Annotated in this window: 30 protein-coding genes and 1 tRNA gene; 6 read left to right on the top strand and 25 right to left on the bottom strand. The window is 38.7% G+C overall.

The window, feature by feature from the left end; all coding sequences use genetic code 11:
* Position 1: 1 nt before the first annotated feature.
* The 14 genes from BKM32_RS08285 to BKM32_RS08220 form a co-directional block, all read right to left on the bottom strand.
* A tRNA-Thr gene (locus BKM32_RS08285) sits at positions 2-75 on the bottom strand.
* A 100-nt stretch (positions 76-175) separates the two neighbouring features.
* Entirely contained in the window at positions 176-478 is a 303-nt protein-coding gene (gene hpf, locus BKM32_RS08280) for a ribosome hibernation-promoting factor, HPF/YfiA family (RefSeq protein ID WP_053977402.1), read from the bottom strand.
* 141 nt (positions 479-619) lie between these two features.
* The gene (locus BKM32_RS08275; RefSeq protein WP_076663406.1) at positions 620-1,516 is read right to left on the bottom strand and encodes a tyrosine-type recombinase/integrase; all 897 of its coding nucleotides are present in this window, start codon (positions 1,514-1,516) and stop codon (positions 620-622) included.
* A gap of 107 nt (positions 1,517-1,623) precedes the next feature.
* On the bottom strand, positions 1,624-1,818 hold the full coding sequence (rpsU, locus tag BKM32_RS08270; RefSeq protein ID WP_053977400.1) for a 30S ribosomal protein S21: 195 nt from the start codon (positions 1,816-1,818) through the stop codon (positions 1,624-1,626).
* Positions 1,819-1,906: 88 nt separating this feature from the next.
* Positions 1,907-3,325: a carboxypeptidase-like regulatory domain-containing protein gene (locus BKM32_RS08265; protein ID WP_076663405.1), complete on the bottom strand. Its 1,419-nt coding sequence runs from the start codon at positions 3,323-3,325 to the stop codon at positions 1,907-1,909.
* A 6-nt stretch (positions 3,326-3,331) separates the two neighbouring features.
* A complete protein-coding gene (locus tag BKM32_RS08260) occupies positions 3,332-4,498 on the bottom strand; it encodes an acyl-CoA dehydrogenase family protein (protein ID WP_076663404.1) in 1,167 nt (388 codons plus the stop codon).
* A gap of 18 nt (positions 4,499-4,516) precedes the next feature.
* Positions 4,517-5,383 (bottom strand): helix-hairpin-helix domain-containing protein, encoded by an 867-nt coding sequence (locus BKM32_RS08255; protein WP_076663403.1) that lies wholly within the window; start codon positions 5,381-5,383, stop codon positions 4,517-4,519.
* 11 nt (positions 5,384-5,394) lie between these two features.
* Positions 5,395-7,020, bottom strand: a complete 1,626-nt coding sequence (locus tag BKM32_RS08250) for a sodium:alanine symporter family protein (protein WP_076663402.1) — start codon at positions 7,018-7,020, stop codon at positions 5,395-5,397.
* A 106-nt stretch (positions 7,021-7,126) separates the two neighbouring features.
* Entirely contained in the window at positions 7,127-8,149 is a 1,023-nt protein-coding gene (locus BKM32_RS08245) for a TrkA family potassium uptake protein (RefSeq protein ID WP_076663401.1), read from the bottom strand.
* A 4-nt stretch (positions 8,150-8,153) separates the two neighbouring features.
* Entirely contained in the window at positions 8,154-8,381 is a 228-nt protein-coding gene (locus tag BKM32_RS08240; RefSeq protein ID WP_053977394.1) for a PspC domain-containing protein, read from the bottom strand.
* 78 nt (positions 8,382-8,459) lie between these two features.
* Positions 8,460-9,686 carry a S8 family peptidase gene (locus BKM32_RS08235; protein ID WP_076663400.1) on the bottom strand — a complete coding sequence of 409 codons (1,227 nt, stop codon included), beginning with the start codon at positions 9,684-9,686 and terminating at the stop codon, positions 8,460-8,462.
* A gap of 96 nt (positions 9,687-9,782) precedes the next feature.
* A complete protein-coding gene (locus tag BKM32_RS08230) occupies positions 9,783-11,054 on the bottom strand; it encodes a DUF2851 family protein (RefSeq protein WP_076663399.1) in 1,272 nt (423 codons plus the stop codon).
* A gap of 84 nt (positions 11,055-11,138) precedes the next feature.
* Positions 11,139-12,119 carry a PLP-dependent cysteine synthase family protein gene (locus BKM32_RS08225; RefSeq protein ID WP_076663398.1) on the bottom strand — a complete coding sequence of 327 codons (981 nt, stop codon included), beginning with the start codon at positions 12,117-12,119 and terminating at the stop codon, positions 11,139-11,141.
* Positions 12,120-12,178: 59 nt separating this feature from the next.
* The gene (locus tag BKM32_RS08220) at positions 12,179-13,417 is read right to left on the bottom strand and encodes an ABC transporter permease (protein WP_076663397.1); all 1,239 of its coding nucleotides are present in this window, start codon (positions 13,415-13,417) and stop codon (positions 12,179-12,181) included.
* A 9-nt stretch (positions 13,418-13,426) separates the two neighbouring features.
* Between BKM32_RS08220 and BKM32_RS08215 the strand changes: the two genes are divergently transcribed.
* Positions 13,427-14,674: an exo-beta-N-acetylmuramidase NamZ domain-containing protein gene (locus BKM32_RS08215; protein ID WP_076663396.1), complete on the top strand. Its 1,248-nt coding sequence runs from the start codon at positions 13,427-13,429 to the stop codon at positions 14,672-14,674.
* Between the two features lie 3 nt (positions 14,675-14,677).
* Here the strand turns inward: BKM32_RS08215 and BKM32_RS08210 are convergent, their stop codons facing one another.
* The 3 genes from BKM32_RS08210 to BKM32_RS08200 form a co-directional block, all read right to left on the bottom strand.
* Complete coding sequence (locus BKM32_RS08210; RefSeq protein ID WP_083702136.1) at positions 14,678-15,511, bottom strand: glycerophosphodiester phosphodiesterase family protein; 834 nt, start codon at positions 15,509-15,511, stop codon at positions 14,678-14,680.
* Positions 15,512-15,542: 31 nt separating this feature from the next.
* Positions 15,543-16,388: a sterol desaturase family protein gene (locus tag BKM32_RS08205; RefSeq protein ID WP_076663394.1), complete on the bottom strand. Its 846-nt coding sequence runs from the start codon at positions 16,386-16,388 to the stop codon at positions 15,543-15,545.
* A 66-nt stretch (positions 16,389-16,454) separates the two neighbouring features.
* The gene (locus BKM32_RS08200; RefSeq protein ID WP_076663393.1) at positions 16,455-16,949 is read right to left on the bottom strand and encodes a YkgJ family cysteine cluster protein; all 495 of its coding nucleotides are present in this window, start codon (positions 16,947-16,949) and stop codon (positions 16,455-16,457) included.
* A 63-nt stretch (positions 16,950-17,012) separates the two neighbouring features.
* Between BKM32_RS08200 and BKM32_RS08195 the strand changes: the two genes are divergently transcribed.
* Entirely contained in the window at positions 17,013-17,711 is a 699-nt protein-coding gene (locus BKM32_RS08195) for a bifunctional 2-polyprenyl-6-hydroxyphenol methylase/3-demethylubiquinol 3-O-methyltransferase UbiG (protein ID WP_076663392.1), read from the top strand.
* Positions 17,712-17,725: 14 nt separating this feature from the next.
* Here BKM32_RS08195 and BKM32_RS08190 read toward each other — a convergent pair whose 3' ends face one another.
* The 4 genes from BKM32_RS08190 to BKM32_RS08175 all read right to left on the bottom strand — a co-directional run bounded on the left by BKM32_RS08190 (position 17,726) and on the right by BKM32_RS08175 (position 20,773).
* Positions 17,726-17,947 (bottom strand): VF530 family DNA-binding protein, encoded by a 222-nt coding sequence (locus BKM32_RS08190; protein ID WP_076663391.1) that lies wholly within the window; start codon positions 17,945-17,947, stop codon positions 17,726-17,728.
* An 11-nt stretch (positions 17,948-17,958) separates the two neighbouring features.
* Positions 17,959-19,263 (bottom strand): DEAD/DEAH box helicase, encoded by a 1,305-nt coding sequence (locus tag BKM32_RS08185; RefSeq protein WP_076663390.1) that lies wholly within the window; start codon positions 19,261-19,263, stop codon positions 17,959-17,961.
* 118 nt (positions 19,264-19,381) lie between these two features.
* Positions 19,382-20,050, bottom strand: coding sequence for a uracil-DNA glycosylase family protein (locus BKM32_RS08180; RefSeq protein WP_076663389.1), 669 nt, complete (start codon positions 20,048-20,050; stop codon positions 19,382-19,384).
* Positions 20,051-20,773, bottom strand: coding sequence for a hypothetical protein (locus BKM32_RS08175; protein WP_076663388.1), 723 nt, complete (start codon positions 20,771-20,773; stop codon positions 20,051-20,053). It abuts the gene before it with no gap.
* Between the two features lie 86 nt (positions 20,774-20,859).
* On the opposite strand from BKM32_RS08175, the gene BKM32_RS08170 reads away from it, so the two are divergent.
* Positions 20,860-20,991, top strand: a complete 132-nt coding sequence (locus tag BKM32_RS08170; RefSeq protein ID WP_076663387.1) for a 30S ribosomal protein THX — start codon at positions 20,860-20,862, stop codon at positions 20,989-20,991.
* A 1-nt stretch (position 20,992) separates the two neighbouring features.
* On the opposite strand, the gene yaaA is transcribed toward BKM32_RS08170, so the two are convergent.
* The 4 genes from yaaA to BKM32_RS08150 form a co-directional block, all read right to left on the bottom strand.
* Positions 20,993-21,751, bottom strand: a complete 759-nt coding sequence (gene yaaA, locus BKM32_RS08165) for a peroxide stress protein YaaA (protein WP_076663386.1) — start codon at positions 21,749-21,751, stop codon at positions 20,993-20,995.
* A gap of 102 nt (positions 21,752-21,853) precedes the next feature.
* Entirely contained in the window at positions 21,854-22,222 is a 369-nt protein-coding gene (locus BKM32_RS08160; RefSeq protein WP_253187436.1) for a VOC family protein, read from the bottom strand.
* A 66-nt stretch (positions 22,223-22,288) separates the two neighbouring features.
* Positions 22,289-23,335 (bottom strand): RluA family pseudouridine synthase, encoded by a 1,047-nt coding sequence (locus tag BKM32_RS08155; RefSeq protein ID WP_076663384.1) that lies wholly within the window; start codon positions 23,333-23,335, stop codon positions 22,289-22,291.
* A 6-nt stretch (positions 23,336-23,341) separates the two neighbouring features.
* On the bottom strand, positions 23,342-23,899 hold the full coding sequence (locus BKM32_RS08150; protein ID WP_053977381.1) for a PASTA domain-containing protein: 558 nt from the start codon (positions 23,897-23,899) through the stop codon (positions 23,342-23,344).
* A gap of 149 nt (positions 23,900-24,048) precedes the next feature.
* Between BKM32_RS08150 and BKM32_RS08145 the strand changes: the two genes are divergently transcribed.
* From BKM32_RS08145 to BKM32_RS08135, 3 genes are all read left to right on the top strand, one after another.
* Positions 24,049-25,035: a D-alanine--D-alanine ligase gene (locus BKM32_RS08145; RefSeq protein WP_076663383.1), complete on the top strand. Its 987-nt coding sequence runs from the start codon at positions 24,049-24,051 to the stop codon at positions 25,033-25,035.
* A 42-nt stretch (positions 25,036-25,077) separates the two neighbouring features.
* Positions 25,078-25,533, top strand: a complete 456-nt coding sequence (gene coaD / locus BKM32_RS08140; protein ID WP_076663382.1) for a pantetheine-phosphate adenylyltransferase — start codon at positions 25,078-25,080, stop codon at positions 25,531-25,533.
* A 403-nt stretch (positions 25,534-25,936) separates the two neighbouring features.
* Entirely contained in the window at positions 25,937-26,251 is a 315-nt protein-coding gene (locus BKM32_RS08135; RefSeq protein ID WP_053977378.1) for a rhodanese-like domain-containing protein, read from the top strand.
* Positions 26,252-26,302: the final 51 nt, after the last annotated feature.

Here is a 26,302-nt window from a genome sequence, read left to right as displayed (position 1 = left end):
GAGCCGATAGAGGGACTCGAACCCACGACCTGCTGATTACAAATCAGCTGCTCTAGCCAGCTGAGCTATATCGGCTTTTGATGCCTTTTTGTACAACAAAAAAGTCCGCTATTTCTAACGGACTGCAAATGTATATATTTATTTCTTTATTCAAAACATTTTTTGAAAAATTTTGTCATATATGTGTTCTTAATTTTTCTTTTCGCTTTTTGAGTTGGCGCTCCAAGGATGAAACGGCACTATCGGCCCCTTCTTCAAATGTCTTGCATTGTTTTTTAACGACAAGACTATCTCCGGGAACACTTACCCTAGCCTCGAAGATTTTATTCTCCTTAGCACTAGTATTTTCCACTTTCAGAAATACGTCAGACTGGATAACCCTGTCATAAAATAAATCTAATTTATCCATTCTCTTTTGGATAAACGCTATCAACTTTTTGTCTGCATTAAAGTTGACTGACTGTGTGTTTACTTTCATATGTTTAAAAATTTAAAAAGAATGTAAGACCGCTGCCCATAAAAAAAATTTAATTTTTCAAATTCCTATTTAAAAAATTAAATTCTGCTATAGGTATGGATGCAATCCTTCATTCTTAATGGTTAGACATTGAACAATTATCTATTCGTGTTTTTTACTTCTTGGATGTGCGTTTGAATACACCTTTTTCAACTCGTTTATACTGTTGTGGGTATAAACCTGTGTTGCTGCAAGACTGGAATGCCCAAGAAGTTCTTTTACTGCATTCATATTTGCACCTTGACTCAGTAAATGTGTGGCAAACGAGTGCCGCAATATGTGAGGGCTCCTTTTTACTTTTGTAGATGCCCTACTAAAATAATCATTTATAATTCTGTAAACAAGAGTTTCGTAAATTTTCACACCTTTTTTTGTCAAAAAAAGAAACGCTTCATCCACAATATTATCTAAAGAACTTCTTACTTCAAGGTACTGCTTGGCTGTTTGCACCACAGAATCTATTAACGGGATGATACGCTCTTTATTTCGCTTCCCTAGAACTTTTAACGTTTTATTGGCTAAATCCAAATCGGCCACCTTCAACTGCACCAATTCAATCCTCCTTACACCAGTAGCATAAAACAGCTCTATAATCAAACGGTCACGCAGCCCTTCAAAATCGGTTTCGCATTGCAGAGCCGTGATTACCGCATTCATCTCATCTTCGGAAAAAGGAACCTGTACCTTTTTTGGAGCTTTTAGCGCCTTATGTTTAGCCAATGGATTACTTTCCATATCTCCGATCTTTACCATAAACTTATAATAGGAATTCAATGACGACACCTTTCTATTGATACTGCGGTTACTTATTCCCTTTTCTACCAAGGAAACAATCCAGGTTCGTATTTGTCGATACTCTAAATCCTGTAACGACTGTTCTCCATATTCCGAAGCGATAAATTCTTGAAAGTCTCCCAAATCTTTAGAATATGCCTTTATGGTAAGCAGGGCATATTTCTTTTCGTGCAGTAGGTAATCTGTAAAAGCTATTATGGACATATTCTCTATGGAATGAATATCATTAAAAGTACAAAGTATTATTTACTTAAGTAACGGCAAAAAAAAATCCTGCGATTGCAGGATTTTAATTAAGAATAAATGTATTCTTAGATGTTTTCTAGATCTCTAAGAGTCTGGATATATTGAGCTTTTTGAATTTGAGCTCTACGCTCTACTGATGGCTTAGTAAACTGCTTTCTAGTTTGCAATGCACGCTTAGTACCAGTTTTATCAAATTTACGCTTGTAACGCTTTAGCGCTCTATCTATATTTTCTCCTTCTTTAATTGGTATAATTAACATAGTATCTTAACCTCCTCTCTTTTAGAATTTTTCGGTTGGCAAATATAAGAAGTAATCTATTAATTGCAATTAAAATGAAAAAAAATATTTACTCCTTATATAAAGACGATCTTTTGGTTAAATCCTGAATCAATTGTTCATCTTCTTCACTCTCCAACAAGGTGTTATAGGTTTTCCAAAATTCCTTGTTATATGGTTTCACAGAAAAGATATCCGGATTCCAATCCTTTTGCGCTTCTAATGCAATCGCTTCTGGATCTACAATAATCTCCGTAAATAGGATTTCCTGCACCGAATAATAATAGCGTTCAATTGGATCGTAAGCTTCATTTTGATCTTTGGAAGAAACCTTTGCCCCCACATTGACCAGTTTTGGAGTTTCATAATAAATGTAACTAGGATACATTTTGTCATTATACTCCATATAGGTCATTACCAACTTATGGTTTACCTGTGTCCCGAACAAATTTTTACTTCTACTCTTTTGCTGAGGGGAAGATGCTACCAATTCGTATTCTATTTTCTTCACCGCGTAATTGTCCCAATAAATGTAAATCCAACCATTGGCCACATAACCGTCGTTATAAATCCCAGGTGTTTCCAGATTCACAAAATCGGTACTAGCATCAATCTTAATTTTATAAATCTTTCTACCATTATCCACCAAAACAGTATCCAATTCAAATTGATGGTTTTCTAACATGTGATCACCAAAAAGTGCTTTATTGGAATTAGTGTTTCTAAGTAAATTCAATTTACCCTGAAACAAATGCTCCAAACCATTGGTTCTTCTATCATTCCATTTTATAGCTTTAACCAAGGAAGCCGTTGCAATGGTATCGCGTCTTAGGTTTTTAGCCCTTAGGTTTCTAAGCTTCTTTTCCTGCTTCAAATAAGCTGTATAGGCCAACAAACTATCTACATCGCGCAAATCATAACTCTTGCGCATTTCATCTACATTAATCTTTAAGTTTACGTCGGCATCGGAAGTAAAACTGGAATCGTATAGGGTAATAGCGCTTTCTATGAGCCACTTGAATTCCTTTTTATTTCGTTCCTTATGTCTTAAAAAACCTTTTTGAACATATGGTTCCTCAGGGAAATTGTCCCCCAATTTCCCCAAGGCCCGTTCCACAATTTCGTTTCCTGTTTCTGGTCTTGTTTCAGCCACCAAAAGAATCTCATCCAAGGAAGCAATATCTTCCTCCAAATAAATTTCCATGCTGTTGTCAAATTCACCAACTGGCACTTTATAACTCTTATACCCAATGGAAGATATTACCAAGGTGTCCTTTGCAAACTCGTTAGGAACCAAAAGGACAAACTTTCCATCGGCGTTACTTACCGTACCAATTGTTGTGTTTTGAACATAGATACTGGCACTTTCAACAGGCATCAATGTTGCAAAATCCACAATTTTATTTTTGAGTTCTTTTTGCGCAAAGGAAGGCATCGCACAAAAGCCGATAGCCATGGCAAAAAGAACCTTAAAATGGGGACTTCTCATAAAATATTAGGTTGCTGGTTTATAATCTTTTTTGTCGATTACCATTTTGGAAATGATCTCACGAAGGATTTCGGAAGTACCTCCTCCAATAGGCCCTAGCCTACTATCTCTTAAAAGGCGCGCCATTGGATAGTCCTCCATATAGCCATACCCACCTAAAAACTGTAAACAACCATAGATTACCTCATCTGCCATTTTAGTGGATTGCAGTTTGGAAATTGTCGCTTCCTTAACCACATACTCTCCTTTATTCAATCTATTGGCTACAGAATAGTTGTACTCCTTGCACAATTCCATAAAACTGTACATATCGGCATACTTGTGTCTTAAGGCTTGGTATTGATCAATTGATTTACCGAAAGTTTTTCTTTCAGACATATATTGAAGGGCATACTCCAAAGCATACTCTGCTCTAGCGTGGGCGTTCACTCCCATAATCAGTCTTTCCAAAGCAAAGTGCTGCATGATATAAGGGAATCCTTTTCCTTCTTCACCCATTAAGTTAGAAGCTGGCACCACCACATTGTCAAAAGCTATTTCCGCAGTATCAGATGCTCTCCATCCCAATTTATCCAATTTAGAAGCAGAGATTCCTGGGGTATCCTTATCAATCACAAACATACTGATCCCTTTATTTCCCAATTCTGGGTTTGTCTTGGCAGCCACTACCATATAGTCACAGTAGTAACCATTGGTAATAAAAGTCTTTGATCCGTTAATTAGATAAGAATCTCCTTCTTTAACCGCTGTAGTTCGCATTCCTGCCACATCACTTCCTCCAAAAGGCTCACTTACACAAAGGGCTCCAATTTTGGTTCCAGCAATGCTAGGTTCCAAATATCTCTTTTTAATATCGTGGTTGCCTTCTTTATTCAAATGCGTCATGGCCAAATAGGTGTGCGCCCAAATAGCTGCAGCAAATCCTCCTGAATTCACTTTCTGTAATTCTTCCAAAAGAATCACGGTATAAAACAAATCTAAATCAAGTCCCCCGTAGGCCTCTGGATAAGGCAATCCAAGGTATCCCATCTCTCCAAATTTCTCCCAAATAAACCGCTCTATAGTCCCAGTTTTTTCCCATTTATCTATATGTGGTACGACTTCTTTTTTTAAAAATTCCTTAAGGCTTTCGCGAAAAAGCTGATGTTCTTCAGTGAAGTACATGCTATTCATAAATATAGTATTCTAGAGTTAATTAAGCGTCAAATATAGCTTAATTATCTCAAACCGATGAACAGGAAAGTCTTTTACTTTTGTTAATTCCTCCAGCGATTTAAACCCCTCGCGAAGCGTCCGTTCTTCAATAATTTTATGGGCAATTTCATAGTCAATATACTTAATGGTCACCAGCTCATCCCTGGAAGCTGTGTTCAATTTTACCTTAATTAAATTCTCCGGTTCCTTCACAAAAAATCGTTCGGACATGCGCTCGATGACCTCAGGTGACAGACCATATACCTCCTGCAACTGCACCATCGATATAAAGCCTGAAGACAATGTTTTTCTATAATCAACAATCCGTTTGGAAAGCACTTCTCCAATACCGTTCACTTTCCTTAAATCCTCTTGACTCGCCTTATTTAAATCTATTTTTGTTAGTGGAGGATTTACCTTAATGGATTTCGGTTTTGCTTCAGAAGTATTCATCACCCAATCTGGGAATTTAAAATAGGGAGCCATGGTATTCAACAACGAATCAGAAACCATTGTAACCTGTTGGAATTCCTCTTTGGAATTAATCCACTTTCCCTGTTCCCTAAAATGAAGCAATCTGTCAATTTCCTCATTGCTCATCCCCAAAGTATACCCTTTGTAATCTGTAATAAAGTTTGGGTTGAATGGAAAGATTTTTGGTTGGCGTTTTTCGATTTCAACAACTTTAAGAGAATCGATCTCCTTTTGAAATTTTTCAAGATTTTCATTATCGAAATCAATTTCCTTCCTTGGGAAATCCACAAAGAAATATACTAATTGAAGAATAACAATTAGGCTCAATAAAGACAAAATCCCATTCCGTTGTTGTTTGGTAAACACGAAATGGGATTTTATATTTTTCATTTTAATTGTTTTTACATATGTTCGGTCAAATCTGTTGCTCCTTCTTCCAATGCATCATGTTTCACCTCTATGGCTTCCTTATATTTTCCAAGTTCTCTACGGATAATCGGTGCCAAAATTATCACACCAATAATGTTAGGTACCACCATTGCAAAAATCATGGCATCGGAGAAATCGATAACAGCTCCAAGGCTGATAGAAGATCCTACAACCACAAAAAATAGGAATAAAATTTTATATACTAAATCTGATGTTTTTCCTTTTCCAAACAAAAACACCCACCCTTGCATTCCGTAGTAAGACCAAGAAATCATGGTAGAAAACGCAAATAGGATTACTGCCAAGGTCAACACTACAGAGAAATGAGGAATCACAGAGTCAAACGCAATAGCTGTTAACTCAACACCTTCCTTAATTGGCACCCCGTACTCCATAAATTGCCCGTTGAAATTGGTAATTACAATTACCAAAGCAGTCATAGTACAGATAACCACGGTATCTACAAATGGTTCCAAAAGCGCTACAATTCCTTCAGAGGCTGGATACTTGGTTCTTACTGCCGAGTGGGCAATAGCTGCCGAACCAACACCTGCTTCATTGGAAAATGCACCACGACGAATCCCTTGGATCATCACTCCTACAAGACCTCCCGCGATTCCCAGTCCTGAAAAGGCTCCATCATAAATCAACGCAAAAGCGTCATCGATAAGTGTGAAGTTAGCTCCTAAAATAATCAAAGCTGCCAACACATAAATCCCAGCCATGAACGGTACAATTTTTTCCGTTACAGAAGCAATTCTTTTGATTCCTCCAATAATCACTACGGCTACAATAACCGCCATCACAATTCCAAAATACATCCCTGCATTGGAAACGTCTTGCAATTCAAACAACTTAATAAATTGAGCTGCCGCTTGATTGGCTTGGAACATATTTCCACCTCCAAAAGAACCACCAATTACAAACACCGCAAATAAAACTGCCAATATCTTTCCAAAACCAGCCATTCCTTTTTCCTTAAGACCTTTGGTCAAGTAGTACATTGGTCCTCCGTAAACGGTTCCATCTTTTCCAACGTCTCTATACTTCACCCCTAAGGTACATTCTGCAAATTTGGAAGCCATCCCTAAAAGTCCAGCCATGATCATCCAAAAGGTTGCCCCGGGACCACCAATAGACAAGGCTACGGCCACACCTGCAATATTCCCCAAACCTACAGTGGCAGAAAGGGCTGCTGTAAGGGCCTGGAAGTGGGACACTTCTCCTTCCGCACTATCATCCCTTAAGGTTTCAATGATATTTTCATGATCGTTAGGCGTCACATCGCCATACAAAGTGTCAGCTCCATGCTTTTCAATATCTTCATATTTCCCCTGTACCACTCTAATTGCCGTACGGAAACCTGTAATATTAATGAATTTGAAATAAACGGTAAAATATATAGCACCTCCTATCAACACAATAAGCACCCACGGAATACTGTAGGTGTCTGAAAAGGGAATTTCCTTGAAAATCCACTCTACAAACCATCCGGTATAGTCCTTAAAAAAGGCATCGATTTTTTCGGAAGTTGACTCTTGTGCAAAAGTTAAAATTGGTAATAAAACTGAAAGTAACGATAGAAGATATTTCTTCATATGGAATTTTAAATTTAGTTATTTCTTAATTAATTATTGTTAGGGTCGCCAAGATGCTAAAAAAAATTGAACTAATAAAGCCTTGGTTGTTAAAATCAAAAATTAACTACCTGATATTGTAGACCGAATTCAGTTTTTGAATCTGCTCCGGACGCCCCAAAACAATGATCTTGGAGTTGACTCCTAGCTTCATTTCAGCCTCTGGATTTACAATATATTCCCCGGCCCCATTTTTAAACCCGATGATATTGCACCCCGTTTTATTGCGCAAATCCAAGTCTCGAATGGTCTTTTCATCGGCATCACTGCAAAGCTTTGCCACTTCAATTTCTTCAATATTCACATGCGACCTTCCTACTATGGAAAGGTTGTCTATAAACTCAATCAAATCAGGAACCACAACCAAGGAAGCCATATGGTCCCCTCCAATTTTATCGGGAAGAATGACATTGTCTGCTCCTGCCAATTTCAATTTATTATAGGTTGTCTCCTGTGAAGCCCTACTAATGATCCTTAAGTTCTTATTAATTTGTCTCGCGGAAAGTACCACAAACAAATTATCGGCATCATTTGGCAACGCCGAAATCAACGTACTTGCTCTGTTGATACCAGCCCTGTGGAGCACCTCATCTTCATTGGCATTCCCGTGAATGAAATTTACCAGCTCACTTTCAAACTTATCAATAAGCTCTTTATTCTGCTCAACGACCACAAATGGTTTATTGTAGGCTATCAACTTTTTGGCCGCCTGTGTCCCGTTTCGGCCATACCCACATATAATGATATGGTCCTGAAGTTGGTCAATTCGCTTTTGCATATTCTTTTGTTTTAATTCTTCAAAACTATTTTGGCTTAGCAAATACTCTGTCAATACACTAATCACATACCCCACAATGACAATGCTCGCCAAAATCAAAAACACTGTAAAAATTTTGGATTGATCATCCAACGGACGCACCTCTCCAAACCCCACCGTAGTAATGGTAATAACCGTCATGTAGAGGGCATCAATCCAATTATAACCAGAAATGATCCTGAACCCAATCATTCCCGAAAAAACCAAAAAAGCCAACAGCAATATCGCGATGGTTGTTTTGGATTTGGAAAGACGAAGTAAGGTACTGTTCATATATTTATAGATCAAAAACCGAAGAACGCTTGGTATAGAGTAAGTCCTTGACACGCATTAAAAAGGAAAGAATCAAATACAGGGCAAAACCAAAACCAAGGGTTACAAAGGTCAAGTAAATAAAGGACGTCCTTACCACTTTGGCCCTAATCCCCAAACGGTCGGCAATACGTTGACACACATAATAGCCGTGTTTCTGAAAATGCAGTAATATCTTGTAGAATATATTCATTAAAACAAATTTGATGATTTTAAATTACAAAAAAAAGCCACTTTCGAAAAAGTGGCTTTTTAAAACTATATATTCCGTTTAGAGATGAATTATAGCATCTGCATTCCCATCTGGATCACCGTTAACAGTTCCATCTGTGGAAGGATTACCCAATAACAAGACTCCTGCTGCATGTGGTGCCGCCATGGAAGTTCCGCTTATGCTATTATACCCTCCATTTTTCCATGTAGAATAAACACCTACTCCAGGGGCACAATAATCTACTGGAGGGTTTCCATAGTTTGAAAAATACGCCCAATTATCATCAGAATCCATGGCCGAAATGGTATAGATATTAGCTCCATTGGCTCTTGCTGGTGAATGACTATTGGCATTGTTGGATTCATTTCCTGCCGCCAACACAAACTTCACACCCGATTCTGCTGCAGCTGCAATAACTGCATTATCCAAAATCTGTGATACACCTCCGCCCAAACTCATATTGGCAACATCTCCTGCTTCTCCTTCAGCCTTAACATAATCCACACCCGCAATAACTCCTGATAAACTACCACTTCCGCGACGGTCCAATACACGAACGGCCACAACCGTAGTCCCGGGAGCAACACCCACAGAACCTATATTATTGTCCAAAGCTGCGATGGTTCCAGCCACATGGGTTCCATGACCATTTTGATCATCGGCACTGTTTGCTCCAGAGCCTGATAAGAAAGAAACGCTTCTAGACACATCCACGTTCAAATCGGGATGATCCAAATCTATACCCGAATCAATAATCCATGCCGTATGGCTTGATGCTGTGTTTCCACCACCAACTCTAGTAGTTCCGTAAGGTATTTGTTGTGTATCGCTAGTCCCCGTATTTCCTCCTCCAGGTTTTCCTTTATAGGGAGAAATGCTCATGGTGAAATTTTGTTCAATCCTCAAAACTCTTGGATCGTTCTGTAAATTTTGTAATTGGGCTTCAGATAAATTGGCAGCAAAACCTTTAACAGCATGGCCAAAGGTTGCCGTAATATGGGAATCCTCCAATCCTATTGTTTCAAACTCATTTAAAAACAAACGTTTTAACCCATTCATTTGCGAGGTATATTCCTGAAGTGTTTTCACCTTTGGCAAAGGTGCCATTCTTTGGTTGGCGTTATTATACACTACAATATAACTTCCAGGAATCACTTTTGACTCCATAAAAGACACCGTTTCTATTTCTTCATCTACTTGATCGGTTGCATCTGGTTGACAATTAAAAATTGTCAAACCCAAAGTCCCCATTATAGAATACTTAATAATTGATTTTAGCTCCATCTTTTTTAATTTTTATTCATTCAAATGTTAATTTATTTAACAATTTAAATTTTTAAGCCGAAAACCAAGAAAATAAATTCTTAAAACATTAAGCTATTAGACCAACTGTAGAATATTTGCGCCAATCGCACAGTCAAGACACTTTTGCCTTTCACAATAGTTCCTCTTTAACTGAATCAAGGCTTGCGATTGTAGTGCGTTTTGACATTTTATCCCCAAATTGGCAAAGGCAGAAAGCAAACTATTACTTTCTGCATGAATCTGTTGCGCCAATTGCACCACGTTATCAATCTCCTTTCCATTTGCTTTGCAATGGGCAAATTTTATTGGGATAATAGTATTGATAAGAAGTAAGTCGACGAAGGTTTTGGTCAATCGTTTTTTGGATGGCTTGGAGCTTTTGCCAAAAGAATAATGGGTTTCCCAATACAGTGACGTTTCACAATCCAAAACCTTATGATAATCTTCAAGCGAGTTAAGTTCCATAAGTTTTGAAAACAATTGCTTTTCATTTGCATATAGACTTGCCAACTGCGATAATCTGATAGTCGGGAAATTTGGCGGCCTCAGCCTAAAAAATTGCGGTGCTAAAACAGACACATTGGAAAGCTGAAATTTCTGCTTCAGAAATCCATACTCTTTTTGAAGTTTCAAATAGTAAACATCCTCCAATTCACTGTCCAACCAACCGCACTGCCCAAAGAAAAGTGCTTCCAAACCAAATTGGTTGCTCTGCAATTTTCTGACTACGGAAAAATCAACCGACTGTGCCAAACTGAAAAATGCGTCGCCATTGACTTTCAATCCAAAGTTTTTGGCCAACATTTTGAACAATACAGCCTCCCAATCATTTTTTGAATCTGAAAGCAGTTTCTCAATAGTTTGATACTTCTGTTCCAAACGCTCAATGTACAAACGCTCCAACCAATTGTTTAAAACAAACCGATCAGTTTTGGACAGATTGTCTTCACAATAAATCCATTTATTCCCTTTGGAATATAGTTCGGAATAGGTGTCCAACAACTGCGTGTCCACTTTATCCTTTAATTGCAAAGTGGGAATTTCGGAATTATCTTTTCTGAAAATTTCGGTATCATGTTCCCATACCACATGTAAAATCACATTGTCGTAAGCTTGGTCCTGTTCGTGCCCGTGCACAAACCAATCGGAAGATTTTACATGCACCTCAACATTACCCGCCCACAGCTGATTTCCAATTTTTATTTGAGCATTGAAAAAATCAGGACCAGAATCTGTATTATGCTGCCCTACATTTGCTAGGGTCACTGTTTCCCCAGAAGTAGTTTTAAGATTCGATGTCTTATGGATTTTATATTTCCAGAGATAATGTAGAAAATCTTCTTGCATCTCTTAAAAATAAGAAATATTTACATCGCAACATATTGAAATACAAACACAAGAAAGAAATCTAAAATAAAAAACATACTTTCTTTACTCAATATACCCCATTTTACTCATCCAGTCATTATTGAACATTTTCCCCACATAGCGGCTTCCATGGTCGTGAAACAGTACCACTACCACATCATCTTTGGTAAAATGCTCCTTCATTTGAAGCAATCCTTTTACGGCTGCTCCAGCAGAATTCCCAAGAAACATCCCTTCTTCCTTTGCCAATAATTGGGTGTAAATGGCTGCATCCTTATCGGTGACTTTGGTAAATCCATCAATAATACTAAAGTCTACATTTTTTGGCAGAATATCTTCCCCTATTCCTTCTGTGACGTAAGGATAGATTTCCTTCTCATCAAAAATACCCGTTTCATGATATTTTTTAAAAACACTGCCATAGGTATCAATTCCCCAGACCTTAATATTGGGATTTTGCTCCTTTAAATAACGCCCTACACCTGAGATAGTACCACCAGTACCCACTCCCACCACAAAATGCGTTACTTTCCCATCCGTCTGTTTCCAGATTTCTGGCCCTGTACTTTCGTAATGTGCTTTGGTATTACTAGGATTATCATATTGATTAACATACCAAGAATTTGGAATTTCTTTTGCCAATCGCTTCGCTACGGAATAATAACTTTGGGGATCGTCAGGAGCCACAGCTGTTGGGCACACTACTACTTCTGCTCCCATCGCCCTAAGCACATCCATTTTTTCCTTGGACTGTTTGTCGTTGATTACAAAAACACATTTGTAACCTTTTACAATGGCTGCAAGCGCTAACCCCATTCCTGTGTTTCCGGAAGTCCCTTCAATAATAGTGCCTCCAGGCTGCAGTCTTCCATCTGCTTCGGCATCTTCTATCATCGTTAAGGCCATTCGGTCCTTTACGGAATTTCCAGGATTGAACGTTTCATATTTCGCCAATACCAAACAAGGCAATTCTGCGGTAAGTTTATTGAGTTTCACCAAAGGGGTGTTCCCAATGGTTCCTAAGATATTTTCTGCGTAGTCCATGCTTTAAAATTACCATAAATAAACAAATGGCAAAAGTTAAAGATGTCACCTTCTTCTAATTACTCGAACCTGATGGCTTTGACTGGAGAAATTCTAGTAACAATATATGAAGGCACCAACAACATGAGCATACAAGCTAAAAAACAGCCTATATTCAGCAACAATATATTTTTAAGGCTCACGTAAACTGGAATAGTCGTCATATAATATTGTTCGGGATTTGGAAATTGCAAAACACCAAAATAATATTGGATAGCCAAAAGCGACAGCCCTATCAAATTTCCCCAAAACAAGCCCAAACCAACTAGGTAAGTCGCATTATAGAGAAACACTTTCCGAATGCTCCAATTAGAACTTCCCAAGGCTTTTAAAATCCCAATCATTTGGGTACGTTCCAAAATCAATACCAAGAGCGCCGTAATCATATTGATCCCCGCCACGATAATCATGATTCCAATAACCCCATAAGTATTATTGTCGAAAATATTGATCCATTCAAAAATTGAAATGTATTTCTCGGTAATCGTTTCAGCATTCAGGTTGGAAGGGGTTGCCTCATAAATCTCTAGTCCTTTTTCTTCAATTTGATCAAAATCATTAATAAACACCTCAAAATTCCCAACTTGATCTGCTTGCCATTTGTTAAGTCTTTGCACCTGCTTCAAGTCACCAATAATAAAGGTCTTATCAAAATCCTGAAACCCAGAATTGTAAATTCCTACCACCGTAAACTTTCTGATATTTGGGATTTGATTGGCATCCTCCTTTCCAAACACCATCTGAAAAGAATCTCCTACCTCAAACTTTAACCTATTGGCAATGTATTGTGAAATGAGCACTTCATTCCCCATCTGCTCACCAAATTCTGGAAGGCGTCCTTCAACCAAAAAATCCTGAATATATTTCCAATTGTAGTCCTGACCTACACCTTTTAATACCACACCTTCAAAATCGGTTTCGGTACGGATGACACCAAACTTCTTGGCCACGCCTTGCACATGCGAAATGCCCTCTATTCCCTTAAATTCGGGATAAAAATCTTGATTTAAAGATACCGGTATTTCTGACTCATCAGAGACATTGGTATCATAATTGGAAATGGTGACGTGCCCATTAAAGGCCACAACTTTATCGCGTATCTTTTTTTGAAGTCCCAACCCTGTGGCCACAGCAATGAGCATAACGATAATTCCTATGGCTATGGCGGTAATGCCAATTTTTATAATTGGGGCCGAAACACTACTTTTATACGCTTTACTGCCAATAATGCGTTTAGCTAAGAAAAATTCGTAATTCAAAATACTTTTATGCGATTAACCGTTTTCAAAAATACAGTTTTATTATTTGTTTTAATAGCGTTTTCCTGTGGAAACATTGCCACTTCCGAAGCTGGCGGCAACGCTTCCAATTTTTCAGACTTTAGTTATACCTCCAAGGAAGTTGACCTTGATGCTCCCATTGCAGTTGGCGCCAACCAAACCGAAGCCTACTTACCTTTATTACAAGGAAAAAAAATTGGGATTGTGGCCAATCAAACCTCTGTGATCTTTCATAAAAAAGGTTACACCCATTTGGTGGATTCTTTAGTTGCCTTAAAAACAAATGTTGTAAAAGTATTTGCACCCGAGCATGGTTTTAGGGGCACTGCCGATGCCGGAGAACATGTAAAAGATGGCATCGATTCCAAAACCAAATTACCAATCATCTCTCTTTATGGAAGCAACAAAAAGCCATCAGCAACTCAATTGGAAGGTTTAGATTTAGTGGTATTCGACATCCAAGATGTGGGTGCTCGATTTTATACTTACATCTCTACCTTACATTATGTCATGGAAGCTTGTGCCGAACAAAACATCCCTGTTTTGATTTTGGATCGCCCTAACCCTAACGGACATTATATAGACGGCCCAATTTTAGAAAAAGAATACAAAAGTTTTGTAGGCATGCACCCTGTACCGGTGGTACACGGTATGACCATTGGGGAATATGCAAAAATGATCAATGGCGAACATTGGCTGGACAATGGAGTTACGTGTGATTTGGCGGTAATTCCGGTTCAAAATTATACCCATCAAAGAAGCTATAGCCTTCCCATTGCGCCGTCTCCAAACTTACCTACCGATAAAGCAATTAACCTATACCCTAGCCTTTGCTTTTTTGAGGGCACCAATGTAAGTGCTGGACGTGGGACTCCAAAACCATTTGAAATCTACGGAAGTCCTTATTTAGATAAAAGCATGTACACATTTAAGTTTTTACCGCAACCAAATGCGGGCTCCAAACACCCTAAACATAAAGGGATGTTATGCTACGGAGAAAACCTAAGTGACTCTCCAAACTTAGCTCGTTTGGATTTGAATTACCTCATCAACGCCTACCAAAACACCATTGACAAACCGATTTTTTTCAATGACTTTTTCACCAAATTGGCGGGGACCAAAACCTTGCAAAAACAAATTGAAAAGCGCCACACGGCAGACGAAATCAAAAAAACTTGGGTGCGCGGCTTGAAGACCTATGACCAAATGCGTCAACCTTATCTTCTTTACAAATAATAGTTATTCCTTATTTAAAAGCTGAAGTGCCCGTAAAGGGTAATCGGTGATAATACTGTTGACCTTATAATCAATCATTCTTTGGATGTGGGCAGTTTCATTAACTGTCCACGGAATGATTTTATAGCCCGAAGCTTGATATGTGGCTACCATTTCCTTTGAAAGAAGTTCAAAATACGGACTTATGATTTCTGGTTGAAAGCTGAGTTCCATGAGTTTCTCTTCAATGGATTCTGTTTCATCTACCAAAAGTGCTACGGACATTTCGGGCGCTTGCTTTTTTACTTCCTCCAGAATTCTCACGTCAAAGGACTGTAAGTTGCAACGCTCAAACACTTGCTTTTTTTCAATATCCTTCAATACCAATTGTACAAAATCTGCAGGTTCTGGAGTGTACAGCACATCATAATCAGGTCTTGCCTTCAACTCAATATTATAGGCAATATGCCTATTTAAACTATCAGCAAAATCAAATACTTCAGTCATGAGTGGCTTAAAAGTCCGCATATTTTGTTGCTGCGAAAACCTTGGATGTTGTTTGCTACCACAATCGAATTGCCTTATGGAATCATAGGTCATCTCATAAAGGTTATAAGCCATATCATCTACCAAGGGAATTTCATTGCTGAAGGGATCCAAACAATAAAACCGACTGATAAAAGGCTCGTGCGACACCACGACCTTTCGGTCTTTGGATACCACCACATCCATTTCCAAAGTTTGCACACCAACCTCAACAGCTCTTTGAAATGCTGGAAGTGAATTTTCCGGAAGCATCCCCCTGCAGCCTCTGTGGCCCTGTACCCCGATAAACTGTTTGGAATTACAATTGGTCATAATTGCGAAGAGTAAGAAATGACATGCTGCTTTATAAATCTTCATTGACTGGTAAAATTGTGGGCTTTTTATATTTCTGAAAAGGCTGTGTCAACAAATTTCCCAAATTGCCATTCTCCTCTTCATTTGGAAATACATCCACACCGTACACCAATTTGTCTCGGTCCAACTCCATATAAGTCCCTAACAAACGGTCCCAAATAGAAAAAATATTTCCATAATTGGAATCCGTATAAGGTAACACATAATGGTGATGAACCTTATGCATATCCGGGGACACAAAAAAATAACTTAAGAATGTATCCAAACGCTTGGGCATTTTAATATTGGCATGTGTCCACTGGGTAAACACCACCGAAAGCGATTGGTAAATAAACACCAAAGCAATAGGAGTACCAATGACCACCACCCCAAACAAGGTAAACACAAACCGAATGACACTTTCGATTGGATGGTGACGATTGGCCGTAGTGGTATCTACATTATGATCGGTGTGGTGAACGAGATGCACCATCCACAAGGGTTTTACTTTGTGTTCTACATAATGAGCCAAATAGGCGCCAAAGAAATCCAGCAACAACACTCCCAAAAGCGCATACAACCAAAGCGGCATCTCTGGCAGCCAATTCAAAATTCCGAAGTTATGCTCTTGGACCAAATTGGCCGTTTTGAACAACAAAAAGGCCAAAAGCAAATTGACCAACGCCGTTGTTGCCGTAAAAAACAAATTAGGGATGGCATGTCGCCATTTGTGGTATTTGAATTGAAATAAAGGAGCTGCGCCTTCCAACATCCAAAAGAAGGCAATCCCTCCAACCAAAATAATGCTTCGGTGGAGCGAAGGAATGGTTTCGAAGTAATCAATAATAGATTCCAAGAAGAAAAGTTTTGACTAAAGATACTAAAAATGCTCTCTCCTAAACTTCCTTTTATTGGGAATCGCCTAAAGCTTAATACGCCTTTTCATTTCCTCCACAATATTGAAAGCGGCAGGGCAAATGGCTACATTCTTTAGTGTAAGATTGGAGATTTGCTGAAACTTTTTTCTATCGGTATGCGGATATTCCCTGCAAGCTTTGGGCCTTACTTCATAAATCGAACAATAATTGTCTGCTCCCAAAAACGTACAAGGCACACTTTGCAGTACGTAGTCATTATCTTCGTCTACCCTTAAAAATTCATCGATAAATTTGGATGGTTTCATACGGAAATGCTTCGCAATCCTGTCCACATCCTTGTCAGTAAATAAAGGTCCCGTGGTTTTGCAGCAATTAGCACATTCCAAACAATTGGTACGTTCAAACTCTTCCTCATGCAACTCCTGCATGATATAGTCCAATTGCTTAGGTGGCTTTTTTTTAAGCTTGGCAAAGAAGGTTTTGTTTTCCTTATGTCTATCTTTGACCTGTTTTGGTAGATTTTTGATGATGTCTTCCATGCTGCAAAAATAAGAAACTCCCAAGATACCATCACCAAGCACCCAACTATTAACAGTACTGCTATGAAAGATTTATTTGGACAAGCCCTTTTGGATTACCACCAAGGTAATTACACGGAAGATTTGACAACCTCTACCAATATTTCGGAGGAAGATGAACTGCCGCTTCCTTATCTCTTCAGAACTTATAAGGACATGCCCAAATTGGAACAAAAAGCCCTTCAACTTGCCAAAGGAAAGGTCTTGGATGTGGGTTGTGGTGCAGGTGGTCACAGTTTGTATTTACAGGAGAAAGGACTAAAAGTTAAAGCCATCGATATTTCTGAAGGAGCCGTTACCGTTGCCAAAGATAGAGGTGTTACAAATGCTGAAGTTCTTCCTATTCTGGAAGAAACCGAAACCTTTGACACTATTTTGCTGTTGATGAACGGTACGGGAATTTTCCAAGAACTTTCCCAAGTAGCTACCTACCTATACCATTTAAAATCCCTGCTGAATCCAAATGGGCAAATTTTAATCGACTCTTCAGATATCAAATACATGTATGAAGACGAAGATGGCGGTTTGTGGATTGACACCAATGCCAATTATTATGGCGAACTGGACTACTTTTTAAGCTACAAAGGTGAAAAGGAACTTCCCATGAAATGGCTGTACCTTGACTTTAATACGCTCTACACTGCCTGCACTTCCGTTGGACTAAAATGTGAACTCGTAAAGGAAGGAGACCACTTTGATTATTTGGCAAGGCTTAGCCTGTAATCATATTCAAAGCTTTATCTCCTATTCTGCAACATCTCCGAATACAATTCTTCTACTTTGGTCCTAGCCCAAGGTGTTCGTCTAAGAAATGTCAAACTTGATTTAATGGAAGGATTATGTGTAAAGCAGCGAATATTGACCATATATCCCATATACTCCCAACCATAATGTTCCTGAAGCTCAGTCACCATTTGTTTTAAGGTAATACCGTGTAATGGGTTATTGGGCTGCTCCATGATTTCAAAAATTAGCTACGAGGCTCGTTAGATCGTCTTCCTCTATAACGTTTTGGCTTTTTATTTTTGGATGTGGTATTCTTTGATCCTTCACTTTTAGAATTTGCCTGGCCAGTTTTTGGTCGGCGTGATTTCTGATTTCTGTTCCCTTGCCCAGGTTTAATAGGCTCAGTAGATGCATTGGGATCAGGTTCGAAGCCTTCCAAGATTTCCACAGGAATGTTCTCTCCCACCAATTTTTCAATGGCTTTTAAATAGGTGGTTTCATCGGCGCTCACCAAAGAAATGGCTTCACCACTAGCACCTGCCCTACCGGTTCTTCCTATACGATGTACATAATCTTCAGAAATGTTGGGCAGTTCAAAATTCACCACATGCGGCAATAAAGGAATGTCCAATCCGCGGGCAGCAATATCCGTTGCCACCAACACATTGATGCTTCCATCCTTAAAGCCTGCCAAAGCTTTGGTTCGGGCACCTTGACTTTTATTGCCGTGGATTGCCGCTGCCGTAATGCCACTAGAGATCATCTTTTTGGTAAGTTTGTTGGCGCCATGCTTGGTACGAGTAAAGACCAAGACCTGTTTCCAGTTGCCTTCACTAATCAACTTTATGATCAAGCCTGTTTTTTTGCCTTTGGCAACGCGATAGACTTTTTGATTAATCGCTTCGGCTGTTGAATTTTCAGGGGTTGCCTCCACTTGAACAGGATGTCTCAAAATACTATGGGTCAGCTTTTTGATGTCCTTGGAAAAGGTAGCCGAAAACAATAAGTTTTGACGCTTCGCAGGAATCATTTTCATGATTTTTTCAATGTCGCGTAAAAAACCCATGTCCAACATTCGATCGGCTTCATCCAATACAAAGAATTCCACTTTAGCCAAAGACAACAACTTTTGATTGTGCAAGTCCATCAATCTCCCTGGAGTAGCGATCAATACGTCAACTCCTTTTCTTAAGGTTGCTACTTGTGGGTTTTGGTTCACCCCTCCAAAAATAACGGCAGATTTAATATCCAGAAACGTGCTATACTCCTTCACATTGTCATGTACTTGAGCCGCCAATTCCCGCGTAGGCGTCAACACCAAGGCACGAATTGGGCGATTTCTTAAAGGAGCCTCTTGAGACAATAAGTGTAACATTGGCAAAGTAAACCCTGCGGTTTTTCCGGTTCCGGTTTGTGCCGATGTCAAGACATCTTTCCCTTCTAAAATGGATGGAATTGCTTTTTGTTGAATTGGAGACGGTTCGGTATACCCTTTTTTATCTACCGCTTTTAAGATGGCTTCTGTTAGCCCGAGTGCTTTAAATGACATATAAATTGTTTGGAAATGACAATCTATAGTGTAGCGTCATTCTTTTTAACAAGCCGCAAAGGTACGCTAATTTTTACAATGCTATTCCTCTACAAGAATTTGGTAAAGAATATAAATCCTAAAAAAACTCGCGATACTGCAGCACCCTAAAATCGAAAGTGGTAAAGTCTGGATTTTTAGCTTTGAGTTGTTGATAAAGAGGCATACTCCCAATAGCTCTGTTGGCCGATCCCGATGCTGAAGTCAAGGAAACCGTCTTAATCTCCCGAACTTCTTCATTTTTATCTTTTAATTGAAATGAATGGATGCGTGGCACTTTGCTTTCTACAGGCTGTAGTTTAATACCGTATTCCTTGCAATGCCTTCTGAAGAAATATTCTGGGCCATTCTTGCTATTGCCTCCTGTAAACAATAATGTGTTGATATTGGGATATTTTTGTAGATAGCCAATTACATCCCTCAATTTGATATTGGTCATACCCAAATCTGAAGCATCGATTTTTTCCCGTTGGGCACTTTCCACAATATCGCAAACCCCTATTTTGTGTTTATGCAAGAACTGCTTGCGTTCTTCTACAGCTTCCCGGGAATTGTCATAACGAAGATTCAAATTATGAATAGCATCTATATACAACCACAAAGAGTTGTAATAACTGCCATAACAAAAATCAACATCTTTTTCCAACAACTCACCCATGGAAAAGCGTGGTGGCGGCAACGTGCCTACAATGAGCTTGGTAGTATCTTCGAAAATAAAAGGTGGGAATGGATGTTGGTGCAGAAACATCTATTGAGTGCTTAACATTTTCTCGACTTCGGTAATGACAGCTCTATACTTTTTTCGGTTAGGTTTTGTAAGGTTTTGAGTTTCCTGATGCAACTCCCCTAAAATGACATTAGCTTCTTTGGTATCTCCTTTTTCATTTAAAAAATGAACCAATTGCAAACGCTCTTCATAATTACTGTAAGGCGTGTCAATATACCGAAGTTGCTCCTCGGCCTCTTCCATTCGTCCCTGTTCCTTTAGGGCCAATCCATAGAAAAATTGCACTCGGGATTTCATAAACTCCTTTTCCTCTTTAATCTTTTCAGCAGAAGCTACCACATTACCATAATCTCCAGTATAGTAATAACACTTAAGCAATTGGGACATCACATAGTATTGATTGTGCCAAGTATCCTGTAAAGCCAATTCATAGTGCTTGATAGCGTTTGAATAATCTTGAATTTGAAGATAGGCGTCGGCTAGATCTACCCTGTTTTGGTAAGTTTCGGAAAATTGTAATTTCCGTTCCAAATCCTTGACCTGTTTAGTGGGATTGATTATGGTTGTAAGATTATCATGGATTTTCTCTACATCTCGTTTATTGTACACCTGAGTTATCAGGTAAATGATGCTCCCCACAACCGGTACGAACATAATTACGAAAAACCAATAATTTTCATTTTTGTTCCTGTAAAGATGGTAAATACAGTAACCCTGCAGAGCTACAATAAAATAATAGGCCATTGAATAGATTTTAAGCGAAGCTAATGTACTAAAGTAATTTTTAAATTTTTAGTATATTAAAGCAGAACCAATAAAATCTAAATATTATGGGAAAAGGCGATAAGAAAACCAAACGCGGTAAAATTCATCGAGGCACCCACGGTGTCCTGCGTCCTAAAATCAAGAAACGTCAAAAAACCGAAGACAAGATCAACGTGAACAATAAATCTAGAGTTTAGCCTATCTTGTAAATACCAATTCGGTTTCTGAAGACATGGTTTCGCTATACCCATAGCCTTCATAATTGAAGCCTTTTAAATCATCCAAGGTCTTCGCATCCGTATCGATAATGTAGCGCGTCATATAGCCTCTTGCCAATTTTGCAAAGGTCATGATCATTTTGTATTCACCATTTTTGAAATCCTTGAATGTACAAGTAATTACAGGCACTTTTAGAGCTTTGGTATCAATGGCCTTAAAATATTCGTTGCTGGCAAGGTTTACAAACAATTCGCCCTCTTCCAATTCATCATTCAAAGCTTGGGTGATTTCCTTCTTCCAAAACTCATACAGGTTTTTATTTTTACCCACTGGGAATTTAGTCCCCATTTCCAAACGGTACGGCTGCATTAAATCCAAAGGCTTCAAAATTCCATACAAACCAGAAAGGATGCGCACCGTATCTTGAAGTTTTTCTATTTTATCCTGAGGTATGGTATAAGCATCCAATCCTCTGTATACATCACCGCTAAAAGCATACACCGACGGCCTTGCATTCTCAACTGTAAATGGCAATTCCCACTTCTGGTTACGCTCATAATTCAACTGACCTAAATTATCGGAAATCTTCATAAGTTGAGATAAGCTTTTGGCCGATTTCTTCTTCAATAACTTGTTCAACCGTTCTGCTTGTTTCAGGAAACAGGCTTCTGTAGATTGTTGGGTTGGCAATTGACTCTCAAGGTCTAAGGATTTTGCAGGTGATAATACTAATTTCATGCTTAGTTTTTTGTTGTCCCAAAATTACAATTACCGTATCTATTTTTCAATTTTGGGATTCTATATTTTCTATGGCAGTATAAGCAAAAGTAATTATATGCATTAGTTTAGGGTCAATTCCTCCCCAAACTGCAGCACATAGCCATTATTGTCGTAAATGGCAAATTCGCGCATGCTGCACTGGAAATTATCTATGGGGTAGCATACCTCTACATTGTCTTTAACCGTTTGCCAAAGTGTATCTACGTTCACCGTCCTTATGTAGAAAGAGCCCGTAAATTCAGCTTTATTGAAAGGAACCATGTCATTTGGTTTGGTAAGAATCAATTCTACACCGTCCCGGTGTATGGAGGCCCATTTTGTGACTTCATCAAAGGCATCACAAACAAAGCCCAATTGACTTGTATAAAACTGAATCGTGGCTTCCACATCTTCAGTATACAGCATTGGCACAAGGTTATACAATTTCATACGGATAATTGGTTTGAATTACCCTATGAATTTACTAAAAAAGATCTATTAATTTACCGAAGGAACCTATTCAATATCCAAATTTTGGTGTTTGGCGTAAACCCGCCATTTTTCTATACATTGCAGCATATCTTCCGGAATATCTGCATTAAAATGCATGAACTCCCCAGTCGTTGGATGACTAAAACCCAGCGTTTTAGCATGCAAAGCCTGCCTAGGAAGCACCTTAAAACAGTTTTCTACAAACTGTTTGTATTTTGTGAATGTAGTCCCTTTCAAAATACGTTCGCCACCATAGCGTTCGTCATTAAAAAGGGTGTGCCCAATGTGTTTCATATGCACACGAATTTGGTGAGTACGGCCGGTTTCCAACTTACAGGAAATCAAGGTTACATAGCCGAAACGCTCCAACACTTTATAATGGGTTACGGCCGGCTTCCCCTTGTCTTCATCCTCTCCTTCAAAAACTGTATTCTGTAAACGATTTTTAGGATGTCTACCAATATTGCCCTCAACAGTGCCTTCATCCTCTTCCACATTTCCCCAAACCAAAGCTATGTATTCACGCTCACTGGTTTTGTCAAAAAATTGCTTCGTTAAATGGGCCATAGCCTCTTCTGTCTTGGCCACAACCAACAAACCACTGGTGTCCTTATCGATACGGTGAACCAATCCAGGACGGTTACTGGAATTGTTTGGCAAGTTTTCAAAATGATAAATAAGGGCATTGATTAAAGTCCCCGAATAATTCCCATGTCCAGGATGCACTACCAAACCAGCTGGCTTATTGACTACCAATAGCTGATCGTCTTCAAACACAATATCCAAAGGAATGTTCTCTGGTGTTAAAAGTTCCTCATAGGGAGGATACTCAAACAACACACGAATCCTATCCAAAGGCTTCACTTTGTAATTGGCTTTTACAGGAACATCATTCACGTGAATATTCCCATTTTTCGCGGCAGATTGAATTTTATTGCGAGTGGCATTCTCAATAAAATTCATCAAATATTTATCGATGCGAAGAGGTTGTTGGCCAGTTTTTACAGTAAACGCGTGGTGCTCATACAACTCATCATCATTCTCGTCTATAGGCGTATATTGGTCTGTCATAATATTTTATTCTGCCCTGTTTCCGTTACCCAGCACCAAGTCAATCTTGGAAGTCAACGGCAACATGTCTCCTGCTTTAAGAGGTTGTCCCTCAAATTCTACATCAATTACTTCATCTTTACCCAAATCGTCCACATACCTAATCTTTCCAACTTCAAATCCTAAAGCCTCCAAAGTAGGTTTGGCTTGACGGAACGTACGTCTTACAATATCCGGCACGGCGACCTTACGGTAACCAGATGGGTTCAATATTACATAAATCTTGCGGTTTTCCTTTACCTGCGTACCCGCCAATGGATATTGTTCAATTACCGAATATTTTGGGTAATCTGGATTGTAATTAGCTGAATCCTGAATTTCCATACGCAAACTGCGATCGTTCAATTGGATCTCAACAGTCTCCAAAGTTTTCCCCTTCAACTCAGGTACTTCAATAAATTCACCGTGATTGGTGGTACTTTTCAACCATTGCAAGATCAAAAAACACATCAAAAATATTACGGCTAAGGCTAGGGCTAATTGTTTTAAAAAAACTTTACTGGTAAGAAACTTTACAAGACTCATGTAATGATTTTAAGTTAGGGCAAATATATAAAACTCAAAGGTTTTTTCTTTTCCTTTAATATGCTAATTTAGCTTTCCTAATATTACATACGTTCTGTGAGCGTTTAAAGATTATTTATAAAGAATTTCCTTCCCTTCGGGGTACTATCATGAAGAAACATATTGCCATTATAATGGGCGGATATTCCAGCGAATATGAAATATCCCTTAAGAGTGGTCAAGTGGTTTACGAAACCTTGAACCCAGAACTTTACACTGCTTACCGCATCCATATCTTTAAAGACAAATGGGTGTATGTTGACAAAAACAACACGGAATTTCCTGTAGATAAAAATGACTTCAGCGTGATGGTTGAAGGAAAAAAAATCCAGTTTGATTGTGTGTTCAATGCCATTCATGGCACTCCTGGAGAAGATGGCTATATGCAAGGGTATTTGGAGTTGTTGAAAATTCCACATACAAGTTGTGGCATGTACCAAGCAGCCCTTACCTTTAACAAACGAGACTGCCTTAGCACCCTAAAACCTTACGGAATTAAAACCGCCACCTCCTATTACCTCAATCAAGGAGACTCTGTAAATGAAGATGAAATTATAGCCAAGGTTGGGCTTCCTTGCTTTGTAAAGGCCAATAAAGCTGGTAGTAGCTTTGGGGTGAGCAAAGTGTACAAAAAAGAGGAATTCCAAAACGCGCTTGAAGTTGCCTTTAAGGAAGATGATGAAGTCATCATAGAATCCTTTTTGGATGGCACCGAAGTATCTGTTGGAGTGATTACCTATAAAGGTGAAGTTACCGTACTTCCCATTACCGAAATTGTAAGCAACAACGACTTTTTTGACTACAAAGCCAAATACCTTGGCGAATCTCAGGAAATTACTCCTGCCCGCCTATCGGAAGAACAGGCCGAAAAAGTACGAACCCTAGCCAAAAAAGTATACGAAATTCTGAAGATGAAAGGCTTTAGCCGAAGTGAATATATCTTTAAAGATGGAGAACCACACCTATTGGAAGTCAACACAGTGCCAGGCCTTACCAAAGCTAGTATCTTGCCACAACAAGCTGCTGCAGCAGGTATCAGCTTAGGCGAACTGTTTGAAAATGCCATTGAGGAAAGCCTTAAAACCCAACACTCTTAAATTATTAAGTATCTTTGATGCTGTAACCGCTTAACAACTGTAATGAGACGCGCAATTTTCCCTGGTTCCTTTGATCCAATTACCCTTGGACACTACGACATTATTCTAAGAGGTGTAAAACTTTTTGACGAAGTGGTAGTGGCCATTGGTATCAATTCCGATAAGTCTTATATGTTTTCACTGGAAGAACGCAAGCATTTTATTGAGGAAGCTTTTAAAGACGAACCAAAGGTTAAAGTTGTTACTTACGAAGGTCTCACCATTGATTTTTCAAAAGAAATAGATGCGCAATTTATTTTGAGAGGCCTTCGTAACCCAGCCGATTTTGAATTTGAAAAGGCCATTGCCCATACCAACAGAAAACTTTCGAGAATAGAAACGGTATTTTTACTTACATCGGCAAGAACCTCCTTCATCTCTTCATCTATTGTAAGAGACGTCATTAGGAACCACGGAGACTACACAGTTTTGGTACCCGACAGCGTGAAACTGAAGTAACCAAATACACTTTAAAAAAATTTAGCTGGTTGGTTTTGGATTTGGAACAAAAAAAAGCATCAGATCATTCTTGCCACGCAAAAAGTATAACTGACGCCTTTTTAAAAAATTGATTAATAGCAATACTAATATATAACATAATCCCCTCAACCTTAAGTTTTTTCGACGAGAAGCAATTAAAAAAGATTAAGCGTAATCCTACAAATCGAATATTGCAGTTCACCGATAAAATTGGTTAATTCTCCCAATAAACGCATTTTAAAAGCCATACAATTCTCTCAATAAGAGAATATTACACATCAAAACACATCTTGTAATATTTTCATTTTCAAGCAACTGATGTAACCTTAGTTACCTTCTCGATGAAAAACTATGCGTTACTTTGCACAAAACAAATATGATTATGGGAATACTAGATATGCTATTCGGAAATAAATCTGATGAATTAAAATCGCTTTATGAAAATGGAGCAATAATTATTGATGTAAGAAGCGTTGGAGAATACAATGGCGGCGCCATTCCAGGATCTAAAAACATCCCGCTACCTCAAATAGCTACCAAAGTTAAGGACATCAAAAAACTAAACAAACCAATTATTACCTGTTGCGCTAGTGGTATGCGCTCAGGTTCTGCGGCAAGTGTTTTAAAAAGCCATGGTATTGAAGTTGTCAACGGTGGAGGCTGGTTGAACTTGAGCAGAAAATTGGACCTAGTATAAAAAGAAAACTTGATTGATTACATGTTTGATAAATGATTTTGATTGATGGAA

This window comes from Mangrovimonas sp. DI 80 (assembly GCF_001975575.1).
GTDB classification, from domain to species: Bacteria; Bacteroidota; Bacteroidia; order Flavobacteriales; family Flavobacteriaceae; genus Mangrovimonas_A; species Mangrovimonas_A xylaniphaga.
Note: the sequence above shows the minus strand (reverse complement) of the source record. Positions and strands in the feature narration are given on the sequence as shown.

What these genes read in the sequence shown, in the direction of transcription:
- BKM32_RS08160 (WP_253187436.1), bottom strand. Translation starts at nt 22,222, where the DNA reads ATGAAATTGTATAACCTTGTGCCAATGCTGTATACTGAAGATGTGGAA.
- rpsU (WP_053977400.1), bottom strand. Translation starts at nt 1,818, where the DNA reads ATGTTAATTATACCAATTAAAGAAGGAGAAAATATAGATAGAGCGCTA.
- BKM32_RS08175 (WP_076663388.1), bottom strand. Translation starts at nt 20,773, where the DNA reads ATGGCCTATTATTTTATTGTAGCTCTGCAGGGTTACTGTATTTACCAT.
- BKM32_RS08245 (WP_076663401.1), bottom strand. Translation starts at nt 8,149, where the DNA reads ATGAACAGTACCTTACTTCGTCTTTCCAAATCCAAAACAACCATCGCG.
- BKM32_RS08190 (WP_076663391.1), bottom strand. Translation starts at nt 17,947, where the DNA reads ATGGAGCAGCCCAATAACCCATTACACGGTATTACCTTAAAACAAATG.
- BKM32_RS08185 (WP_076663390.1), bottom strand. Translation starts at nt 19,263, where the DNA reads ATGTCATTTAAAGCACTCGGGCTAACAGAAGCCATCTTAAAAGCGGTA.
- BKM32_RS08145 (WP_076663383.1), top strand. Translation starts at nt 24,049, where the DNA reads ATGAAGAAACATATTGCCATTATAATGGGCGGATATTCCAGCGAATAT.
- BKM32_RS08235 (WP_076663400.1), bottom strand. Translation starts at nt 9,686, where the DNA reads ATGGAGCTAAAATCAATTATTAAGTATTCTATAATGGGGACTTTGGGT.
- BKM32_RS08155 (WP_076663384.1), bottom strand. Translation starts at nt 23,335, where the DNA reads ATGACAGACCAATATACGCCTATAGACGAGAATGATGATGAGTTGTAT.
- BKM32_RS08265 (WP_076663405.1), bottom strand. Translation starts at nt 3,325, where the DNA reads ATGAGAAGTCCCCATTTTAAGGTTCTTTTTGCCATGGCTATCGGCTTT.
- BKM32_RS08230 (WP_076663399.1), bottom strand. Translation starts at nt 11,054, where the DNA reads ATGCAAGAAGATTTTCTACATTATCTCTGGAAATATAAAATCCATAAG.
- yaaA (WP_076663386.1), bottom strand. Translation starts at nt 21,751, where the DNA reads ATGAAATTAGTATTATCACCTGCAAAATCCTTAGACCTTGAGAGTCAA.
- BKM32_RS08225 (WP_076663398.1), bottom strand. Translation starts at nt 12,119, where the DNA reads ATGGACTACGCAGAAAATATCTTAGGAACCATTGGGAACACCCCTTTG.
- BKM32_RS08240 (WP_053977394.1), bottom strand. Translation starts at nt 8,381, where the DNA reads ATGAATATATTCTACAAGATATTACTGCATTTTCAGAAACACGGCTAT.
- BKM32_RS08210 (WP_083702136.1), bottom strand. Translation starts at nt 15,511, where the DNA reads ATGACCAATTGTAATTCCAAACAGTTTATCGGGGTACAGGGCCACAGA.
- BKM32_RS08195 (WP_076663392.1), top strand. Translation starts at nt 17,013, where the DNA reads ATGAAAGATTTATTTGGACAAGCCCTTTTGGATTACCACCAAGGTAAT.
- coaD (WP_076663382.1), top strand. Translation starts at nt 25,078, where the DNA reads ATGAGACGCGCAATTTTCCCTGGTTCCTTTGATCCAATTACCCTTGGA.
- BKM32_RS08250 (WP_076663402.1), bottom strand. Translation starts at nt 7,020, where the DNA reads ATGAAGAAATATCTTCTATCGTTACTTTCAGTTTTATTACCAATTTTA.
- BKM32_RS08170 (WP_076663387.1), top strand. Translation starts at nt 20,860, where the DNA reads ATGGGAAAAGGCGATAAGAAAACCAAACGCGGTAAAATTCATCGAGGC.
- BKM32_RS08255 (WP_076663403.1), bottom strand. Translation starts at nt 5,383, where the DNA reads ATGAAAAATATAAAATCCCATTTCGTGTTTACCAAACAACAACGGAAT.
- BKM32_RS08135 (WP_053977378.1), top strand. Translation starts at nt 25,937, where the DNA reads ATGGGAATACTAGATATGCTATTCGGAAATAAATCTGATGAATTAAAA.
- BKM32_RS08180 (WP_076663389.1), bottom strand. Translation starts at nt 20,050, where the DNA reads ATGTTTCTGCACCAACATCCATTCCCACCTTTTATTTTCGAAGATACT.
- BKM32_RS08275 (WP_076663406.1), bottom strand. Translation starts at nt 1,516, where the DNA reads ATGTCCATAATAGCTTTTACAGATTACCTACTGCACGAAAAGAAATAT.
- hpf (WP_053977402.1), bottom strand. Translation starts at nt 478, where the DNA reads ATGAAAGTAAACACACAGTCAGTCAACTTTAATGCAGACAAAAAGTTG.
- BKM32_RS08260 (WP_076663404.1), bottom strand. Translation starts at nt 4,498, where the DNA reads ATGAATAGCATGTACTTCACTGAAGAACATCAGCTTTTTCGCGAAAGC.
- BKM32_RS08150 (WP_053977381.1), bottom strand. Translation starts at nt 23,899, where the DNA reads ATGAGTCTTGTAAAGTTTCTTACCAGTAAAGTTTTTTTAAAACAATTA.
- BKM32_RS08200 (WP_076663393.1), bottom strand. Translation starts at nt 16,949, where the DNA reads ATGGAAGACATCATCAAAAATCTACCAAAACAGGTCAAAGATAGACAT.
- BKM32_RS08215 (WP_076663396.1), top strand. Translation starts at nt 13,427, where the DNA reads ATGCGATTAACCGTTTTCAAAAATACAGTTTTATTATTTGTTTTAATA.